At 32.8% G+C, this 17,570-nt stretch carries 21 protein-coding genes, 1 tRNA gene and 1 pseudogene; 15 read left to right on the top strand and 8 right to left on the bottom strand.

Annotated elements, in window-relative coordinates:
• From BM289_RS25450 to BM289_RS14295, 3 genes and pseudogenes are all read right to left on the bottom strand, one after another.
• A pseudogene (locus BM289_RS25450) lies at nucleotides 1-288 on the bottom strand (hypothetical protein); the annotation flags it as partial.
• A 488-nt stretch (nucleotides 289-776) separates the two neighbouring features.
• Nucleotides 777-1,196: a hypothetical protein gene (locus tag BM289_RS14300; RefSeq protein WP_091494674.1), complete on the bottom strand. Its 420-nt coding sequence runs from the start codon at nucleotides 1,194-1,196 to the stop codon at nucleotides 777-779.
• 34 nt (nucleotides 1,197-1,230) lie between these two features.
• Entirely contained in the window at nucleotides 1,231-1,821 is a 591-nt protein-coding gene (locus tag BM289_RS14295) for a thymidine kinase (protein WP_091494672.1), read from the bottom strand.
• A gap of 246 nt (nucleotides 1,822-2,067) precedes the next feature.
• Between BM289_RS14295 and BM289_RS14290 the strand changes: the two genes are divergently transcribed.
• The 8 genes from BM289_RS14290 (at nucleotide 2,068) to BM289_RS14255 (ending at nucleotide 10,451) form a co-directional block, all read left to right on the top strand.
• On the top strand, nucleotides 2,068-3,102 hold the full coding sequence (locus tag BM289_RS14290) for a hypothetical protein (RefSeq protein ID WP_091494670.1): 1,035 nt from the start codon (nucleotides 2,068-2,070) through the stop codon (nucleotides 3,100-3,102).
• A 100-nt stretch (nucleotides 3,103-3,202) separates the two neighbouring features.
• Nucleotides 3,203-3,919, top strand: coding sequence for a 16S rRNA (cytidine(1402)-2'-O)-methyltransferase (gene rsmI, locus BM289_RS14285; protein ID WP_091494668.1), 717 nt, complete (start codon nucleotides 3,203-3,205; stop codon nucleotides 3,917-3,919).
• Nucleotides 3,920-3,997: 78 nt separating this feature from the next.
• The gene (locus BM289_RS14280) at nucleotides 3,998-4,342 is read left to right on the top strand and encodes a HopJ type III effector protein (RefSeq protein ID WP_091494666.1); all 345 of its coding nucleotides are present in this window, start codon (nucleotides 3,998-4,000) and stop codon (nucleotides 4,340-4,342) included.
• Nucleotides 4,343-4,679: 337 nt separating this feature from the next.
• Nucleotides 4,680-6,383, top strand: a complete 1,704-nt coding sequence (gene recJ / locus BM289_RS14275; RefSeq protein ID WP_091494664.1) for a single-stranded-DNA-specific exonuclease RecJ — start codon at nucleotides 4,680-4,682, stop codon at nucleotides 6,381-6,383.
• On the top strand, nucleotides 6,370-7,653 hold the full coding sequence (locus tag BM289_RS14270) for an MFS transporter (RefSeq protein WP_091494662.1): 1,284 nt from the start codon (nucleotides 6,370-6,372) through the stop codon (nucleotides 7,651-7,653). Before recJ ends, BM289_RS14270 begins: the two co-directional genes overlap by 14 nt.
• Entirely contained in the window at nucleotides 7,654-8,568 is a 915-nt protein-coding gene (locus BM289_RS14265) for an alpha/beta fold hydrolase (protein ID WP_091494660.1), read from the top strand.
• Between the two features lie 231 nt (nucleotides 8,569-8,799).
• Entirely contained in the window at nucleotides 8,800-9,156 is a 357-nt protein-coding gene (locus tag BM289_RS14260) for a hypothetical protein (protein ID WP_091494658.1), read from the top strand.
• An 83-nt stretch (nucleotides 9,157-9,239) separates the two neighbouring features.
• A complete protein-coding gene (locus BM289_RS14255; RefSeq protein WP_091494656.1) occupies nucleotides 9,240-10,451 on the top strand; it encodes a cytochrome c3 family protein in 1,212 nt (403 codons plus the stop codon).
• A gap of 34 nt (nucleotides 10,452-10,485) precedes the next feature.
• Here the strand turns inward: BM289_RS14255 and BM289_RS14250 are convergent, their stop codons facing one another.
• From BM289_RS14250 to BM289_RS14240, 4 genes are all read right to left on the bottom strand, one after another.
• Complete coding sequence (locus BM289_RS14250) at nucleotides 10,486-11,229, bottom strand: UDP-2,3-diacylglucosamine diphosphatase (RefSeq protein WP_091494654.1); 744 nt, start codon at nucleotides 11,227-11,229, stop codon at nucleotides 10,486-10,488.
• Nucleotides 11,230-11,340: 111 nt separating this feature from the next.
• Nucleotides 11,341-11,793 carry a 6-pyruvoyl trahydropterin synthase family protein gene (locus BM289_RS14245; RefSeq protein WP_091494652.1) on the bottom strand — a complete coding sequence of 151 codons (453 nt, stop codon included), beginning with the start codon at nucleotides 11,791-11,793 and terminating at the stop codon, nucleotides 11,341-11,343.
• A 33-nt stretch (nucleotides 11,794-11,826) separates the two neighbouring features.
• Entirely contained in the window at nucleotides 11,827-12,003 is a 177-nt protein-coding gene (locus BM289_RS25445; protein WP_167365431.1) for a hypothetical protein, read from the bottom strand.
• A gap of 324 nt (nucleotides 12,004-12,327) precedes the next feature.
• Nucleotides 12,328-13,092 (bottom strand): enoyl-CoA hydratase/isomerase family protein, encoded by a 765-nt coding sequence (locus BM289_RS14240; protein WP_091494650.1) that lies wholly within the window; start codon nucleotides 13,090-13,092, stop codon nucleotides 12,328-12,330.
• A gap of 104 nt (nucleotides 13,093-13,196) precedes the next feature.
• Here BM289_RS14240 and BM289_RS14235 point away from each other — a divergent pair.
• A tRNA-Ala gene (locus BM289_RS14235) sits at nucleotides 13,197-13,270 on the top strand.
• A 175-nt stretch (nucleotides 13,271-13,445) separates the two neighbouring features.
• Here BM289_RS14235 and BM289_RS25440 read toward each other — a convergent pair.
• On the bottom strand, nucleotides 13,446-13,622 hold the full coding sequence (locus BM289_RS25440; protein ID WP_167365430.1) for a hypothetical protein: 177 nt from the start codon (nucleotides 13,620-13,622) through the stop codon (nucleotides 13,446-13,448).
• A gap of 320 nt (nucleotides 13,623-13,942) precedes the next feature.
• Here BM289_RS25440 and BM289_RS14230 point away from each other — a divergent pair, with 320 nt between their 5' ends.
• The 6 genes from BM289_RS14230 (at nucleotide 13,943) to BM289_RS14205 (ending at nucleotide 17,559) form a co-directional block, all read left to right on the top strand.
• Nucleotides 13,943-14,395 (top strand): hypothetical protein, encoded by a 453-nt coding sequence (locus BM289_RS14230; RefSeq protein ID WP_091494648.1) that lies wholly within the window; start codon nucleotides 13,943-13,945, stop codon nucleotides 14,393-14,395.
• Nucleotides 14,392-14,829 carry a hypothetical protein gene (locus BM289_RS14225; RefSeq protein WP_091494646.1) on the top strand — a complete coding sequence of 146 codons (438 nt, stop codon included), beginning with the start codon at nucleotides 14,392-14,394 and terminating at the stop codon, nucleotides 14,827-14,829. Before BM289_RS14230 ends, BM289_RS14225 begins: the two co-directional genes overlap by 4 nt.
• A gap of 129 nt (nucleotides 14,830-14,958) precedes the next feature.
• Nucleotides 14,959-15,558, top strand: a complete 600-nt coding sequence (locus BM289_RS14220) for a hypothetical protein (RefSeq protein ID WP_091494644.1) — start codon at nucleotides 14,959-14,961, stop codon at nucleotides 15,556-15,558.
• A 26-nt stretch (nucleotides 15,559-15,584) separates the two neighbouring features.
• On the top strand, nucleotides 15,585-16,529 hold the full coding sequence (locus BM289_RS14215; protein WP_091494642.1) for a hypothetical protein: 945 nt from the start codon (nucleotides 15,585-15,587) through the stop codon (nucleotides 16,527-16,529).
• Entirely contained in the window at nucleotides 16,530-16,982 is a 453-nt protein-coding gene (locus BM289_RS14210; protein ID WP_091494640.1) for a hypothetical protein, read from the top strand. It begins immediately after the preceding gene.
• On the top strand, nucleotides 16,969-17,559 hold the full coding sequence (locus BM289_RS14205; protein WP_091494637.1) for a hypothetical protein: 591 nt from the start codon (nucleotides 16,969-16,971) through the stop codon (nucleotides 17,557-17,559). Before BM289_RS14210 ends, BM289_RS14205 begins: the two co-directional genes overlap by 14 nt.
• Nucleotides 17,560-17,570 lie beyond the last annotated feature (11 nt).

Genomic DNA, 17,570 nt, shown 5'->3' with positions numbered 1-17,570 from the left:
TTCTGTATTTACTCCACCTGAAGCTTCACTACTGGTTGCTAATTTCTTCCATATATTAACATCCCAAAAATAATACCCTGTACCTGCAGCACCAGTACCAGTAATACCATCGTTTGTGTTGTACACCAAAAGACTCTGAGCGGGTACACCACCATTGATACCACTTACAAAAGTAGTTGTAGCAAGATTTACATTTGGTATCAATAGTCCTTTATTACTTGCATCTTTCATGTCCAGTATTGCAGACTTATCTGGATTATTAGTCATCATTCCAACTTGCGCTTGCATAAGACCATTGCACAAAAGACATAACACAATAATTAAAATTCTTCCTTTCATAATTTCCTCTTTCATAATTCGTTCTTTCATGATATTCCTTTTCATAATTTCTTTTCTTTTATAAACAATTTCTATCTTTATTTAAACATGTAAATATTCTTAATATTTTTACTATTACTTTTGAGCACAAAATTAATCTGAATTCAAAAAAAAATTAAGATAGAATCTACCTATATATTTTTCTGTTTTGATAAATTTTAAGCTTCATAAAAACAAGCCCTATATAGAATTTAGAATGATATGAAATGTAAAAACAGAAAATATTCATTTATTTTTTTCCTAAAAAAAGATATAATAAATCAATTGATTGTTCAGAAAACGTAAAACAGAAATTGATAAAAAATCAGATTGAAACAATTCTTGTCTAAATAATCATAAAAACAAAAAAGCCCGACAGGTTATAAAAACCTATCGGGCTTGACAATAAAAAGGTCAAATTATTTATACTGATCAGGTAATATTTTTATATTAAATAAAAAATCCTTCTTTTTATCACTGTAGCTATAAACAAGAGTATAGTCGTTATCTCGAAAAACTTGAAGCCCTGTATTTGCTTTAGCAGTACTTAAAAGACTTTTCTTAATTTCTTCTTGAATTACATCTGCCTCAGCAGTTTCTTTATTCACATTTAATAATGTTAAATTGTATTGAACTGTTTTTTCTTCATGCAGACTTACGCTGTCTAAACGAATACCTTCCTGAATATTCAAAGGACAATTTTTATTATATTTTGCGATTAATTCTACTACTTTAGTATTCACCTCATTTTCATTTTTGACGAGATAGAATTGAAAGTAAGCCACAAAGGCAACTGCAATCCCCATTAATAGCAATAATAAAACAGTAGACTTCCTCATATTTATTTTTAATTAGCTTGAGATAATATTGATTTTATTTTTCCTGATTTTTTTTCATTGCTTTAAAATACGCTGCACGGCTAAGTGGTTCGTATTCTTCAGTTTCTCCCAGCATCACCAGTTTATCATTATCTGTTTTTCTAAAACTGTAATTAGCTAAATTTCCGGTTCTGGTACAAACCGCATGCACTTTGGTTACATATTCGGCAGTTGCCATAAGTCCCGGCATTGGTCCAAAGGGATTTCCTTTAAAATCCATATCCAACCCAGCCACAATTACGCGGATTCCTTGATTGGCTAAATCATTACAGACTGTGATAATCTCATCATCAAAAAACTGTGCTTCATCAATTCCGATTACATCACAGCCTTGTGCTAAAATTAAAATATTAGCAGCTGCTGGAACTGGTGTAGAACGAATCTCATTAGAATCGTGAGACACTACCATTTCATCATGATAACGGGTATCGATAGCGGGTTTGAAGATTTCAACTCTTTGTTTGGCAAATTGCGCACGCTTTAATCTGCGGATCAGCTCCTCGGTCTTACCCGAAAACATTGATCCACAAATAACTTCAATCCAACCAAATTGTTCTTTGTGATTTACTGTATTTTCGAGAAACATTTTGTATTTTTCAGCCTTTTAAAATGAATAAGTTTTTATTACTTTGTACTGGTAATAAATTGACGTAAAAATGTGCTGTTTTACATTTTTTCAAAAGTAGAAAATTTTTATCAAAACGGAGATCAGCGATCGCTTATTAACAGAAATAAAAAATATCTTTAAAAGATCTCCCGAATTTATTTAAGAATAAAGACATTCAGACATTAAATACACTAAAATACCTTAGTCACTATAATTTCAACAGTTATGAAAAAAAAATTGGAAGCCGATTTAATCAGCATTGCTCATCGAATTTTAAAGCTTAAAAATAAATCCGATATCAATCAATTGTATCTTGAAACTCAGAAATTATATGAAAAATTAGCGGTTTTAAAATTTGTAGAAGAAAATTTTGACGCAGCAAAACCAACTATCGGACAGGCTGATATTACTAATGAATTGGAGACTCTTTTCAATAAAGAAGATGAAACAACTACACCTGTAATTGAGCTTGAATCTGAAGTTAAAGAAGAAACTCCAGTTGCGCAAGAAGTAATTTCATTGGAAGAATCTTATGAAACAGAAATTTCAGAAGAAAGACCTTTAGAAGTTGTAGAAGCTGTTGAGCCAATTATTGAAGAAATTTCGGAACCAATTTTAGCTGAAATTATTGAACCTGAAGTTGAAGAAGTTAAAGCCGAAGAAGAAATTGAAAAAACAGAAGATTCTAAAAATACTATTGAAGAACTTTCATTTACAACGGTTAGTGATTTAAAACCCATTCCAGATTTCAAACCTGCATTTGAATTAGATACACAAGAAATTCAAGAAGAAATCGTAGAGGAAACTAAGGAAGAACCAAAAACAAACACTTCTGGTGCTCCAACTATTTTGTTTGAAGATTTTGGAATTAATTATGCTGATGCGCAGTTTGTAAAAGTGGATAGTTTTGAAGCTGTGCCTCCTGTTTCAACGCCATCAATTAATGATTTCAAGGAGCCTAAAAAAGTAGAAACTGCTATTCTGGAAACTCCATCACAACCAAAAGCAGTTAGCCTAAACGAAAAACTATCTCGAGGATTTCACATTGATTTAAATGACAGAATTGCGTTTACCAAAAATCTTTTCGGAAACAGTACAGAAGATTACAGCCGCGTTTTAAACCAACTAATGACTTTTGATTCTTACAGTGAAGCAAAAGAATTTATTGAAAACATGGTAAAACCGGATTATAATAATTGGGAAGGGAAAGAAGATTATGCTGAACGTTTTATGGGAATAATAGAGAAGAAATTCGCTTAAATAAAACACAAATTTCACGAATTAACACGGATTTTTTTCTTTGTGAAATTTTGATTAGTATTTATAATCTGTCCTAATTCGTGTTATAATATTAAAAACTATGTCAAAATTATATATCGTTCCAACGCCAATTGGCAATCTTGAAGACATGACTTTTAGAGCCATTCGGGTTTTGAAAGAAGTCGATTTGATTTTGGCCGAAGATACCCGCACAAGTGGTAAACTATTGAAGCATTTTGAAATTGGCACACACATGCACAGTCATCATATGCACAACGAGCACAAAACCACCGAAAATTTAATTGCACGTTTAAAAGCCGGTGAAACTATCGCTTTGATTTCAGATGCTGGAACTCCCGCAATTTCAGATCCTGGCTTTTTATTGACAAGAGCCTGCGTTGAAAATAAGATTGAAGTAGAATGTCTTCCAGGTGCAACGGCATTTGTTCCTGCACTTGTAAACAGCGGACTACCAAACGACAAATTTGTTTTTGAAGGTTTTCTGCCTGATAAAAAAGGACGTCAAACTCGATTTTTGGCTTTAGCCGAAGAAACCCGAACGATGATTTTATACGTTTCTCCCCATAAACTCGTTAAGACTTTAGCTGAATTTGTGCAATATTTTGGAGAAGACCGACAAGTTTGCGTTTCAAGGGAATTATCAAAATTACACGAAGAAAATGTACGCGGAACCGCAAAAGAAGTTCTAGCGCATTTTGAAAAAACAGCGCCACGAGGCGAAATCGTCGTGGTCGTCGCCGGAAAAACAATAACAAAAGAACCTAAGAAAAGTAAGTTTTCGAAGGACGAAGAATAATTTTCGCCACAAATTTCACGAATTAGCACGAATTTAATTTGTGTAATTCGTGGCAAAAAAAACTAATAACAACAAATCATGAGCATACAAGCCTTTTTAGAAAAAGTAAAACAAACTCCAACTCAAATCACATTTCCTGAAACTATCGCAGTAATCGAAGAAAATTACAATTTTACGCCAACAGCTTTTCAAAACGGAACACAGCACAATGCTGCTGGAGAAAATTCAGGTTCTTGTAAATTATTTTCTTTCGCAAAACTGCAAAACTTAAGCAAAGACGAAACATTAGCTTGTTTTGGAGCCTTCTATTACGAAGAAGTTTTAGGAGATCCAAATGGAACAAATCACCAAAACATTAGAAATTTCATCAACTTAGGTTGGGACGGAATTAAGTTTGAAGGAAATGCGCTAGAAGCGAAGTAACAAATGTCAGGCTGAGCGGAGTCGAAGCCCTTACAAAACAAAATATTTTTGCCACAGATTTCACAGATTAAAAGGATTAAAAAAATCTGCCGTATCTGCAAAATCTGCGTGAAAAAATTAAACACATAGAAACATAGATTTTTATTTATGAATAAAAGAATTTAGAAAGAAAACTAGTTTCTAACACATAGTCAAAGTTATGTGAATTTATGCAAGTGAAACGCCTTTTTCAAGTTTCCAATAAGCTATGTTTCTATGTGTTTAAAAAAAAATTACCTATCAAGATTAAACGATTTCATAAATCTGAAATCTAAGATCTAAAATCTACAATTAAAAAATGCGTTGGACATTAAAACCAAAACCTTCTGAAGATAAAATCAAACATTTAGCGCAAGCTTTAAATGTAGAAGATTTTGTAGCAACACTTTTGATTCAGCGTGGTATTGAAACTTTTGATGATGCTAAAAATTTCTTTCGCCCCTCTTTAGAACATCTGCACGATCCGTATTTGATGAAAGATATGGACAAAGCCGTTTCCCGAATTGAATCAGCGATTGAAAATCAGGAAAACATTCTGGTTTTTGGCGATTATGATGTGGACGGAACAACAGCGGTTTCTTTGGTTTCTTCGTATTTAAAATCACATTATCCAAATATTGCTACTTACATTCCGGATCGTTACGACGAAGGTTACGGAATCTCATTTAAAGGAATTGATTACGCAGACGACAACGGAATTTCCTTGATTATCGCTTTAGACTGTGGCATCAAATCAATTGACCATATTGCTTACGCAAAAGCGAAAAACATCGATTTTATTGTTTGCGATCACCACAGACCAGGAGATTTTCTACCGGACGCCGTTGCCGTTCTAGATCCAAAAAGAGAAGATTGCTCTTATCCATATGATGAATTATGCGGTTGTGGTGTTGGTTTTAAACTGATTCAGGCTTTAGGCCAAAATCGAGATGAAACAATCGAAGATTTAGTTCCCTATTTGGATTTGGTTGCTACAGCAATTGCAGCCGATATTGTTCCAATAACTGGAGAGAATCGAGTTTTGGCTTACTTCGGATTGAAAGTAATCAATAGCGAACCAAGACCAGGAATCAAAGCTTTGGTACATCAAGTTAAAAAGAAGGTTTTAGACATTACCGATGTTGTTTTTATTATTTCACCGCGAATTAATGCCGCAGGAAGAATCAAACACGGAAATCATGCTGTAGAACTTTTAACCGAATTTGATCTTGAACAAGCGCAACAATTTGCATCGGAAATAGAACAATATAATGCTGACCGAAAAGATTTGGACAAAAAAATCACCAAAGAGGCTTTCCAACAAATTATAGAAAATAAGGAAGAAGAACGTTTTTCAACTGTCGTTTTTCAGGAAGACTGGCACAAAGGCGTAATCGGAATTGTAGCTTCGAGATTAATTGAAACGTATTATCGTCCGACTTTGGTTTTTACAAAAAGCGGAGACAAATATGCAGCCTCTGCCCGATCTGTAAAAGGATTTGATGTTTACAATGCATTAGATGCCTGTGCAGAACATTTAGAACAATTTGGAGGACATATGTATGCAGCTGGAATGACTTTAAAAGCCGAAAATTATCAGCTTTTTAAAGAAGCTTTTGAGAAATGCGTTCAAGAAACCATTAAACCTGAAATGCGAACTCCAGAAATCGAAATTGATGCCGAAATAAATTTTTCTGATATAACACCAAAACTGATTCGGATTTTAAAACAATTTGAACCTTTTGGCCCACAAAATATGACACCAGTGTTTATGACTAAGGATGTAAAAGATACTGGTTATGCCAAAACGCTAGGTGCAGAAGAAGAACATTTAAGGCTTTTCGCTAAACAGTATAACTCAGACGGAATCGCCGCTATCGGATTCGGGCTAGGAAAAAAACTAAACATAACACAAAATCAAAATCTGTTTCAATTGGCATACACCATTGCCGAAAATGAATGGAACGGAACGGTTTCAACACAGCTTATGCTGAAAGATATTCGAACAAATGGAAGAAATTAAATCCAACAAACCTGATCCATATCAGGCATTGCGTTATAGAGAATTCAATGTGTTTTTATTATTGCGTTTTGCGATGGTTTTTGCCTGGTCGATGCAGTTTATTGTAATTGAATGGGAAGTCTACAGTTTAACCAAGAATCCGCTTTCGTTAGGAATTATTGGTTTAATGGAAATTATCCCTGCCGTTTCAATGTCTTTGTTTGCGGGACATATTGTAGATCAGAGAGAAAAGAAAGGTTTATTGGTAAAATGTATTCTAGGTTTTTCAGTAATTAGTTTTGGGCTTTTCTTATTGACTTGGCCAAAAGTAGTTGGCGGTCTATCTAAAGATTACATTTTATACTCGATTTATGCACTTGTATTTTTTGGCGGAATTGTACGTTCTTTTATGGGACCAACTATTTTCTCGCTTTTGTCTTTAATAATTCCCAAAAAAGTATACCCAAATGCGGCAACTTGGAGCAGTTCGGTTTGGCAGATTGGAGCTGTTATGGGACCTGCGCTGGCGGGATTCTCAATAAACTGGATTGGCGTTCACTGGTCAATGTGTTTGGTTTTCGGATTCTCGATTCTTTCATTAATTGCCTTATCACAAATCAGCCAGAAACCAATTATCAATCCGAAAATGGGAGAATCTATAAAAGATAGTCTTATGGAAGGTTTGACATTTGTATTTAAAAACAAAATAGTTTTAGGAGCCTTATCACTCGATATGATCGCAGTACTTTTTGGAGGAGCCGTAGCATTGTTACCTGTTTTTGCTCAAGACATCTTGAAAGTAGGTTCTGAAGGCTTCGGAATTTTAAGAGCGGCGCCTGCCGTGGGAGCCTTTATCACAATGCTAGTATCAGCTTATGTTCCTTTATATGAAAATGCAGGAAAGAAACTTTTAATTGCCATTTTTGTCTTCGGATTATCAATCATCTTATTTGGACTTTCTACTTATTTCTGGCTTTCTGTTTTCGCCTTATTTTTAAGCGGATTGGCTGACGGAATTTCGGTGGTAATCCGCCAAACGATTTTACAGCTTAAAACTCCCGATCATATGCGTGGACGTGTTGGCGCTGTAAACTCAATTTTTGTTGGTTCTTCGAATGAATTGGGTGCTTTTGAAAGTGGTGCAACTGCCAAATTGATGGGCGCTGTAACATCAGTTGTTTTCGGAGGAAGTGTTACGCTGTTAACAGTAATTTTCACTGCATTGAAATCTCCAACCTTTAGAAATTTAGATTTGAAAAGAGATATGGATGAACATCATAAATTGGAATAGATGAAATCATTTCTCCTTTCTTTTTTTCTCGCGTTTTCCTTTCTAGCTAAAGGTCAAAATCTTTACATCAAAACCTACGGTAACAAAAAGGATAAAACCATAATTTTCATTCACGGAGGACCAAGTGGCAACGCAACATTGTTTGAAGGAACAACAGCTCAAAAACTAGCTGATCAAGGTTTTTACGTTATTGCTTACGATCGTCGTGGCGAAGGAAGATCTACAGATTCTAATGCCACGTTTACTTATGAAGAAGCTTTTCAAGATTTAAATTCTATTTATGCAACCTATCATTTAAAGAGAGCCATTATTCTAGGCCATAGTTTTGGCGGTTTAGTAGCAACACTTTATACTAATAAATATCCGCAGAATGTGAGTGCTTTGGTTTTGGCTGGAGCATTATTCTCCCAACAGGAAACGTACGATCATATTTTAAATACATTGAAAAGAAAATACAATAATGATTCTGAACAACTAAGGAAAATTAGTATTGTAGAGAATCTAAATAAAAATTCAGCTGAATATAGAAAAGGATGTTACGAACTTGCAGGTGAAAATGGCTTTTTTAAAATGCCAAAACCAACAGCAGAATCCAAAAGGTTATACGCTGATTACGAAGCAGGAGAATTTTTCAAAACCAATATTCGAAACAAAAATGCTCCACTTCTCTTCTATCAAAACGAAAAGCAAAATAATATTGATACGCGTCTTGTATTAAAGAAAATTAAAACCGCTGGCGTTCCTATTTATGGAATTTACGGAAAAGAGGACGGCATTTTTTCATCATCACAAATCAAATCTATAAAAGATATTGCTGGCGAAAATCACTTTGCTTTTCTGGACAATTGTTCCCACTATTTATTTGTTGATCAGCAAAATGAATTTCTTGCTAACATAAAGAAATGGATTAAATAACTTTTTTTAAACCATATAAGAGATATAAGTTCATTTAATATCGAACTCATCTGATTGGCCTTCAATTAAAACGGAAGGCTTTTTCATTGTGTGATACGACTCAAAACAAAAATCTCTTTAATATGAACTTATATCTCTTATATGGTTCAAATAATTTTTCATTTTTTATGATTTTTTTATTTAGAATTAGTTTAAATAATATTTATATTTGTTGAAATAAAAGGATTTACGATGAGAGAAATTGAACAAATATATCATAATAACTTTGGAATAGCTTTTTACTGGAAAGAGCGAAACACGACTATTTCAGACAGAGTACAATTGGTTTTTAAAGAAACTGGATTTTATTTTACAGTGGCTGAACTAAATCTTTTCTGCGATTTAATCGAAGACAGTATGATCGAAAACGCCTGTTGTGAAGCTTGTGAAATGAAATACTCTTGTCATAAATTTTTATTGAAAACTCCTTGCAATTCGATTGATTTGGCTGTAAATATGACCGAATTAAAGTCGATTAAAGATTTAGTTGAAGGCTCTTTATTCAAAATCGAGTTGGATGAATATATCTATGGAGTTGGAATGAATTAAGAAACATTCTAAATATTTTAACAACATTTTTTCATTATTGAAATATATTTTGATTCAAATCAAAAAAAAGTATATTTACAGCAATGAAAAAAGCTGTATTTCTACTTACTACCATTCTCACGGCAATATTTTTTGTGAGCTGTACTAATAAATCAGAAGAATATATAGATCCCCGTGGTACTGATTATGCGGGTTCAGAAAGCTGTGTTCAATGTCATAAAGTACAATCTGAAATGGCGTTTCACAGTTCGCATTTTAAAGCTACAGCTCCTGCCGTTTTAGGAAACGTTTCAGGTGATTTCGATTCTAAAAATCATACTTTCATTTATGATAAAGACACCAAATTGGTAATGGAAAAGCATGGTGACAGTTTGTATCAGGTTGTATACAAAAACGGAAAAGAAGTTTCGAAATATAAATTCGAAATTGTTTTTGGAACCAAACATGCCCAGACCTCTGTTTACTGGAAAAATAATAATACTTACGAATTACCGGTTTCATTTTACCATTCTATAAATAATTGGGCTACAAGTCCGGGATTCCCAGCTGACAAACCTTATTTTGACCGAATGGTAGTAAAAGATTGTTATGCCTGTCATAGTTCAAACATCAGCTCAAGAATGGTTAACCAAAGTTCTGCAGAAAAAAACTTCATGTCGATGGACGTTGAAGATATTATCAGAAAAGAGACAATAGTTTACGGAATTGACTGCGAGCGCTGTCACGGCCCAGCAAAAAAACATGTTGAATTTCATCTGAAAAATCCAAATATAAAAGTTGCAAACTCAATAACAAGTTTCAAAAACCTAAACAGACAACAAAGATTGGATGCCTGCGCTCTGTGTCACGCCGGAAATGACGGAATGAAAATGAAATCCCGTTTTGATTTTAAGCCCGGAAATAATTTATCTGACTTTTACAGAGATACTCGAAGCATTACCGATACCGCAAAATTTGATGTACACGGAAATCAATTCCGTTTGATGGCACAAAGCAAATGTTTCATTAAAAGTGAAAAAATGGATTGCATTTCATGTCATAATCCACATGAAAATGCTTCTAAAAACATGGCTTCGTATTCTAAAATTTGCATGAGCTGTCATCAAGGTTTAAAGCACGATGAAACGACCTTGAAAATAATGCCTGAGAAATTATTAGCTTCAAATTGTGTAGAATGCCACATGCCGAAAAAAGCTTCTGGAGCAATTAAATTTCAGCTTTCAAATAGCAAACAGCTTTCAGAATATATTTTGCGAACGCACAAAATCGGAATTTATCCAGCAAATGCGAAATAAAAGTTTTGCTTTAAAATTTTGACTTTTGACTAAACTACTTCTCGAATTTTTTAAGTTCAAAATTTTCGCCGTCAAAAACGCCGTAAGTAAAATAGCCAATCCAGTCGCCTAGATTTACATAATTTGAATCTTCGCCAACTGGAATTATCATTGGCAAATGGCGATGTCCAAAAACAAAGTAATTATAATGTTTGGTTTCTAGTTTTCGTTTGGCATACAAAATCAGCCATTCTTTATCTTCTCCTAAAAATGTAATGTCTTCGTCTCCTGAAATCAATTTGTTTTTAACCGATAAATATTGTGCCAAGCCAACACCCAAATCAGGATGAAGCCAACGAAAAAGCCATTTTGAAAACGGATTTGTAAATACCTTTTTCATTCTTTTATACCCTTTATCACCAGGGCCTTTTCCGTCGCCGTGGCCAATCAGGAAGGTTTTTCCGTTAAAAGTAAATTCTCTATTATCGTGATAAACCGGAATATTCAATTCTTTTTCAAAATAGTCGTTCATCCATAAATCATGATTCCCAACGAAAAAATAAATCGGAATTCCGCTGTCTCGAATTTCAGCCAGTTTCCCCAAAACACGCACAAAACCTTTTGGAACAACTGTTTTATATTCAAACCAAAAATCAAACAAATCTCCCAATAAAAAAATGGCTTCTGCATCTTCTTTAACCTCATCTAACCAGGCAACAAATTTCTTTTCGCGCGGTAAACTCAATTCTGGAGTTGGCGCACCAAAATGCTGATCTGAAGCAAAATATATTTTTTTCATTGATGAAAGTTGGGAGTTATGTGTTAAGGGTTATGTGTTAGGTTTAGAGGTTATATAATATCAATTTCAACTTTGCCGTCTAACTTTTAACATTTAACCTCTAACTTTTTTTTACAAATTATCACTTGCGTACCATTCTGCAAACGAAGATTCTGTTTCCTGAAGTTTTAATGAGAAAAGAGTAATTCCGGCAGGAAGGCGATTTTTAATTCTTTCTGCAAAATCAACTACCATATTTTCACTTGTTGGCTGGTAATCAACCAAAATTACGTGGTGCCCACGGTTTTTTAATTCATTAGCCAATTCGATATGCGGAGTCGTTTGGTTAAAAACGGTAGCATGGTCAAACTGATCGACGATTTCTTCTTTTACAATTTTCTTTAGATCCGAAAAATCAATCACCATTCCGAACTTTACATTCGATCGATCCGTAATTGGCGAACCAATAACCGTTACCGATAATTTATAACTGTGTCCGTGAACGTTCTTGCATTTTCCGTCATAACCGTACAAAGCGTGACCGGTTTCGAAACTAAATTGTTTTGTAATTCTGATATTACTCATCGATTTTTAATTTTAAGCTTGCAAATTTACAAATTAATTGCCGTTTTTAGCTCTTTTTTTAGCCCTAAGATACATCCACAAAGCAAGTCCACCCAAAACCAGAAACGGAATGAAAGATCCAATGACAACGCCAATTTGATAACCACTGTCCGGAGCCTCTTTAATTTTCTCTGCAATGTCGACTTTTTGGAATAAGGAAATAAGTTTCATTTTAAATTATATTTATTTTTTATAGCCACAGATTAAAAGAATTAATTGGATTATTCTATCTAACTCTTCTTCGAAGTCTAACCAGTTCATAGAAACTTTACCGCTATATTTAAACACATAGAAACATAGCTAGTTGGAAATTAAAAAAAGGCGTTTCACTTTCATAAATTCGCATAGCTATTCTATGTGTGAGAAACTAGTTTCTTTCTAATTTCTTTTATTCACAAACTAAATCTATGTTTCTATGTGTTTATTTTTTTTAGTTAGCAACTCCTTGTCAAAATTATATAGTTATATCCCCAAAATAAATGACTTATATCATAGCTATTTTTTAAACTGCAGTAAAGCATTTCTGCTAAAATCAGATAAAACCAATTTGCCTGTAATTGTAGCACGTTCAAAAAGAAGCGATTCCCATTGTTCTGTTCCTTCCCAAATAATCTTTTTCATTTCAAATAAAGCTTCGGGATTATAAGAACTTAGCTTTTGAGCGAAAATTTCAACTTCTTGATCCAAATTCGTCGAATCACTTAAAGCGGAATAAAGTCCTTTTTCAAAAGCCCATTCGGCAGATTTCCATTCGTGCGGTGCCAAAGTCATTTGAGTCATCGCCGTTTTTCCAATTTTACGGGAAACAGCAGGTTCAATAACAAAAGGTCCGATTCCGATTGCCAGTTCAGACAATTTTATAGCACTTTCAGGAGTTGCAAAAACATAATCACAGGCTGATATAATTCCGACTCCGCCACCAACGGCTTTTCCCTGAACACGACCAATGATTAATTTATTGCAATTACGCATGGCATTTAACAAATGAGCAAAACCTGAGAAAAATTCTGTTCCTTGTTCCTCATTTTCAACCTGCAAAAGTTCATCAAAAGAAGCTCCAGAACAAAATGCCCTGTTTCCTTCACTTTTTAAAATAATAACTGAAACATTTTCATCTCTGCTCAGCGAATTAATTTCAGTTGTAAGTTGGTTTAATAAAGCTCTCGGAAAAGAATTACTGGCCGGATGACCAAATTGTACTGTTGCAATTGTATTTTGAAAAGAAGTTTCTAAACCTCCATTTAGATTTTCTGCACTCATAAAAATAGATTTAAACGTAAAGTTACGCTTTTGAAAAATATTTTGTCTGATTGATTTCTAAATTTGTTTTTTGAAAATTATTTGACTTTATTTGTTACCGCTTTGGGGGATTAGCTCATTTGGCTAGAGCGCTACGCTGGCAGCGTAGAGGCGACCGGTTCGAATCCGGTATTCTCCACAAAAATTAAAACCCTTGTAAATTCTGTTTTACAAGGGTTGTTTTTTTACTATGGTTTCGCAATTTTGTCATTTCGAGGAACGAGAAATCACACTCGGGATTCGACAAAGATTGGCGATATACTTTGTAGAATTTCTAGTGTGATTTCTCGTTCCTCGAAATGACAAATCTATCGTTATTTCTCATTCGCAGCATCATCTGCATCAATATCGACTTTTTCAGCTTTTTTGAAATCGTTATTCAGCAAATTTTCCAATTTCTTTTTCTCTTTTAGATTTTTTCTAATGGTTAAAACAATTACAAGAACAACCAACAAAATCACTACTGCTATTACAACCCAATTAATTTCCATAATTTAAATTTTAATTAAAAGTAAAAATTTAAATTACCTAACATATTATCAAAAAGTTAAGTATTGACAATTGTTAATTTAAAAACTTATTTTGGTATAATTATGTCTTCTACAGTATCATTCCATATTTAAAACAATAATATTTTTGAATTATTTTCTTAACGGATTATATCATATGTTTCAAAAAAGTCCAAATGGATAATTAAGGATTGTGAGAAATTATTTAGCATCTATGATTTATAGAAAACACAGCAATATTGGCTTTGGTCATTCTTTGCAAAAGCTCTGGTCTCCAAAATAAACTATAAAACCAAAATAACATGATAGATTTACTTCAGGGAAAAGGACAAAAGGCCCTTTTCATTTACAAAATCCTTCCTTTTTTACTATTAAGTATAGGCATCTTTTTTATTAATGCTCAAGAAGCCCGATTTGTTTTTATTGGGTTCTTTATGATTGCCTCTATTGCATTTGTACTTATATACCCCATTAAAGCTTATATTAAAGGGGATAAACTCTTTTACAAAAAAACTTTTGGCAGTGAAAAATCTATTGATTTATCTACTATAAAATATTTAATTCCAGAATATCGAAAAAAATGGGGATGGTGCTACACAATTGCTGTAAAATATGAAAGCAACCAAAAACTTAAAAGAATTGATATTCTGGGTTTGACTGAAAAAAATCGAGGATTTATGCGTAATATAAATGACCTTCCTCCTTTTTACATTTCAGAAGAATTAAAAAAAGCCATTAAACAACAATCAATATGAAACTAACTATTTGCTTATCAAAAACCGTGATAATTTTTTATACAATATTAGCAATCCCTATTACAATTGGCTCTTTGCACAATCTTGTTTATGGTGTGTTATTTAATGAAAACTCTACAATTTCTCTTGGAGCTTTTAGTTTATTTGGTTTTATACTTTTACCGCTTTTAATCATATCAAGTTATAGAAACAATAAATGTATTATTGAATCTGATAAAATAAGTATTGGTAAAACTGAATATCCATTGACAATTTATAGTTTTTCAATACAAGAAAAATATCTACCTCTAAAAGATCGCCCTATATTTTTTCTATTTAAAAAAACATATCATGACCTGATTATTAAAGAAATAAATACAAACAGAGTGATATTGCTAAAAGAGTTGAATGTATTTCAAAATGATATTAAAAAAATTAGGTTGGCACTTTCATAAAGTTTTTTAACAACATGCGGTCTATTCTTTTTTTTTCTAATAAATGAAAGATATTTCTTTAATAAAGGTTTGCTACTTTTGTACAAGCTATCGATTACTTGAGAAATTTAAATCACAAATTCGTTATTTATGAAAAAAGAAATATTAGATCGAATCCAACAACTGGGCGGAAACATCGACAAAGTAAAAGGAAATTCATTACAGGAAGATTTACAGTCAATCGAATTCAGTCACCCATTATATACCGATTACTTTGAAGATGAATTATACGGAGTTGATGAATTTTATGCCAATAACCGTGAATTGTACCAAGACAATAAAAAAGATTTTTACGACCGTTTACTAGATCATTTTTTCTCTGATCACGAACTTCCATACGGACAGGATTTTTACAGAAATTTTCTTTTCACCCCTTTTAAAGAAGGCACAAAAGATTTTGAAGAGTTTGACGGATTAATAGAGGAAGCTGAAGTTAGAGAAGTAGTCAAAGGTGAAGATTTAGATTTTATCTGTATTTGTTATTCCTATGGATATCCGGATCAGTTTTTTATCTGCCTAACAGATCCAAATCCTGAAAATCCTATAGTGTATTCGACTGATCATGAAGTCTTTTTCAGTGAAATTGAAAACGAAGGAACTCTCGAAGAATTTCTTAAACGTTATTTAACCAAAGACGAGTTTTTAGAAATAGTCAAAAATTATATTGAGAATGAAAAAACGGATAAATAGTTTGTAAAATGCAGTAAACACATAAAATGAAACAATTTATTCCAATAGTACTTCTCACGATTCTAAACTCATTTACTATTTCCTGTCAAAAATCAGGAGCTTCAAATGAGAAAATCCAGACTATGAATTTAGAAATTGCAAAAACCGATAAAGTTTTCAAAGGAAACATTAATTTAAAGACTCAGAAAGAGATTGATGACTTTGGACAAAACAAATACACTTATATCAATGGAAATCTAGTCATTGGCGATACTTTATCTTCAGATTTATCGAAGGAAATTCAAAATTTGAATGCACTTTCAAGTATCCAAAAAATCAACGGAGAACTATTGGTACTCAAACTCAAAAATCTGGAGTCAGTAAAAGGATTAACAAACCTTGAACAAGTAAACGGGCATTTTACTATTTCAGGATGTGAATTAAAACAGATTAACGGTTTTGATAAATTAACTACAGTGAACGGCGATATTACTTTTGGAAACAACAGTGGCAAATACACCGAAAATCCTTTGATAGAAATCTCAGGTTTTAATAATCTCGTTAAAACAAAAAAAATATTCATCATAGGAAATTCAGGGCTTCAAACGCTGAATGGATTTAATCAGATTAAAGAAATTCAAACGGTTATGATTATGAACAGCGATATCAAAACATTAAATTGTTTTAAAAACCTGCAAACTGTACATGAAAATTTCAGCGTCGAATATTCTGATTCATTAACCTCGATATCTTTAGAAAAACTGGAAACCATAAATGGCTTTTTCGCTTTAAATGAAAATAATACTATCAATGGAAATATTATCCTTCCAAATTTAAAATTAATTAAACTGCTGTATTTTTTTCAGAACAAAAGCTTCGAAAATTACTGCCCGTTCAGTCGTTTTCTTAAAGAAAATAAAATTGTGGAGATAGAGCTTCAAGGCAATAAATCAAATCCATCAAAAGAACAGATTATTACCAATTGCAAATAAATGGAACAAACATTATTAAATAAAACCATTCAATTTCTTAAAAGATCCCTTGCGATTCCTTTATTGATTTTTCTGACCACTTTCATCGAAATTTACTGGGCAATGGGAAGTCTGTCTGAAAGAGTGTCCAGCGGAAATCCCGACAGTAGTTTTTTTGATGATGCTTATTTAATGTCTGTGTTTACCACCATTATCCTCACGATTGTTTTTTTATTATTCTATTTTATCAAAAACAAACCGATAAGAATCATAATTCAGTTATTATGTTTAATTTCAATTTGGTTTTTCTGGAACTACACCATTTTTGTAGATAGAGAATCTTCCTGGAGCACTTATCTTTTTAATGAAGAACTACATTATACACTTTCACTTTCTTTTCTGCCAATTGTAGTTTTATCTATTGTTGCCGTTTTTGGTTTAAAATTTATTTCGAAAAAGTATGAGCTTAAATAAAAAAATAATACTGCGATTTTATCTTATTCTAAGCGTAATTTCCATATTGGACTGTGCCTTATATTATTTTAAAGCAATAAGTCTTCGGGGTTATTACAGTGATGCGATTTTGTTCTGGCTTTGGCTTTTTTCCAGTTTTGTTGTAATCATTGTTTTTTGGAAAAAGCTTTTAGCTAAGCTTCTTTTAGTCGCTTTAGTACTAACATTCGCATTGAGCATTATTGCTATGATGCTTCCTTTTTATGCACTAGTAAATTCAACCACTCCGTTAGGTTTATATATCAATAAAGATCTTAATGAAAATTACAGAGCTCAGATTGTAGGATATGGCCCAATGGTTTATCCGTGGCTCGAAATAATTGAGAAAAAAGGTTTGTTCGAAAAAAGAATTATCAAGTGTGACGATTCACAGATTATGAATGATAATTTGGATATAAAAATAAGAACTGCGAAAGACATCATTTTTAAAAATGAAACCAATCATACCATTACGCTTACTCTATTTTATGGAGGCCCAAACAAAACAATTACATTCGATAAAAACACTGGAAACGTTATTGAAATAAAAAACAACTGAGCGAAAGAGCA

Origin of the sequence: Flavobacterium phragmitis, assembly GCF_900112575.1 — a bacterium.
GTDB classification, from domain to species: Bacteria; Bacteroidota; Bacteroidia; order Flavobacteriales; family Flavobacteriaceae; genus Flavobacterium; species Flavobacterium phragmitis.
This window is presented reverse-complemented; position numbering and strand designations above follow the sequence as displayed.